The sequence below is a fragment of the Flavobacterium alvei genome, from assembly GCF_002920895.1.
Lineage (GTDB): Bacteria > Bacteroidota > Bacteroidia > Flavobacteriales > Flavobacteriaceae > Flavobacterium > Flavobacterium alvei.
Genome location: NZ_PQVG01000021.1, coordinates 1 through 1,238 on the forward strand (window position 1 = coordinate 1; position 1,238 = coordinate 1,238).

Annotated in this window: 1 protein-coding gene; it reads left to right on the forward strand. The window is 36.3% G+C overall.

Features of this window, described 5'->3' with window-relative positions; translation table 11 throughout:
• Positions 1-1,214: transposase (locus C3L50_RS16430; protein ID WP_243400408.1), on the forward strand; the 1,214-nt coding region annotated here is incomplete at its 5' end.
• Positions 1,215-1,238 lie beyond the last annotated feature (24 nt).

Genomic DNA, 1,238 nt, shown 5'->3' on the forward strand with positions numbered 1-1,238 from the left:
TATGTGTTTCCAAAGGTATGATTCGAGGCAAACGTCAAGCAGTGGATAGCGTTTTTATCAAAGCCAATGCTTCTATGGATAGTTTAGTGGAGAAAGAAGTATTGGATGATGCCAGTGCTTTTGTAGATGAATTAGAAGAAAATAGTGAATTTAAAACTACAAGCACGAGAAAGAAATTAGTAGAGCAACACCACGCTTGGAAAGAGGAAGCTTATAAAAACCAACCCAATCCCAACTTCAACATCGATAAAGTAGATGAACACGGTAATTTAATACGTCCGAGATTTGTATCGAATCATACGCATTATTCCCCCACAGATTCTGATGCCAGGGTAAGTGTAAAACCAGGAAAAGCAAGACAATTAAACTATTTTGGGCAAATCGTTGTAGACGACGCTCATCACGTAATAACAGGAGCTTGTTCTGATTTTGCAGACAAACGCGATAGTCAATGTTTAGAAAAAATAGTTGAACTAACTGAGCAAAACCTAAGTGAAAACGGCATTGAATTAGAAGAACTCTTAGCCGATGGAGGTTACAGTAGTGGAGAAGCTTTAAAGTATTTGAACCAAAAAAACATCAATGCCTACATTCCAAACTTTGGGCAATACAAACCTGAGAGAGAAGGATTTATTTTCAAAAAAGAATTACATCAGTACGAATGCATAAAAGCAGGAGGAAACAAAGCCATTTTACTATTTAAAGGCGAAAAGATCGATAGCAAAGGCTATACCAAACGTACCTATCGAAGTAGTGAGAGTGATTGCAAAAACTGTCCACTACGAGAACAATGCTGCGGCAAAAGCACCAAGTATAAAAAGATAGACGACAGCATCCACAAAGAACACTACGACAGAATGCACTTAAAACTCACCCAAAACCCATATTATGCCAAGAAAATGGTACGAGTAAGGAGTAAAACAGTAGAACCAGTAATAGGAATTTTGGTCAATTTTACCAATATGAAGCGAGTAAACACACGAGGAATCAAACAAGCCAACAAACACGTTTTGATGGCAGCCTTAACCTATAATCTCAAGAAATACTTGAAGTTTATTACCAAAAAAACAAAAACAAAAGCAGGAGTTGTAGGTGAAATACAAACAAAGGTACCCACTTCTCTAAAAACCGCTTTCAATGACTTGAAATACTTGTTTTTAAGTACCTTATTTTTTAAAAACTACAACATAAAACCAAAAATAAACCTCGCTTAAATGTGCTTAAACGAGGTTGTTTTT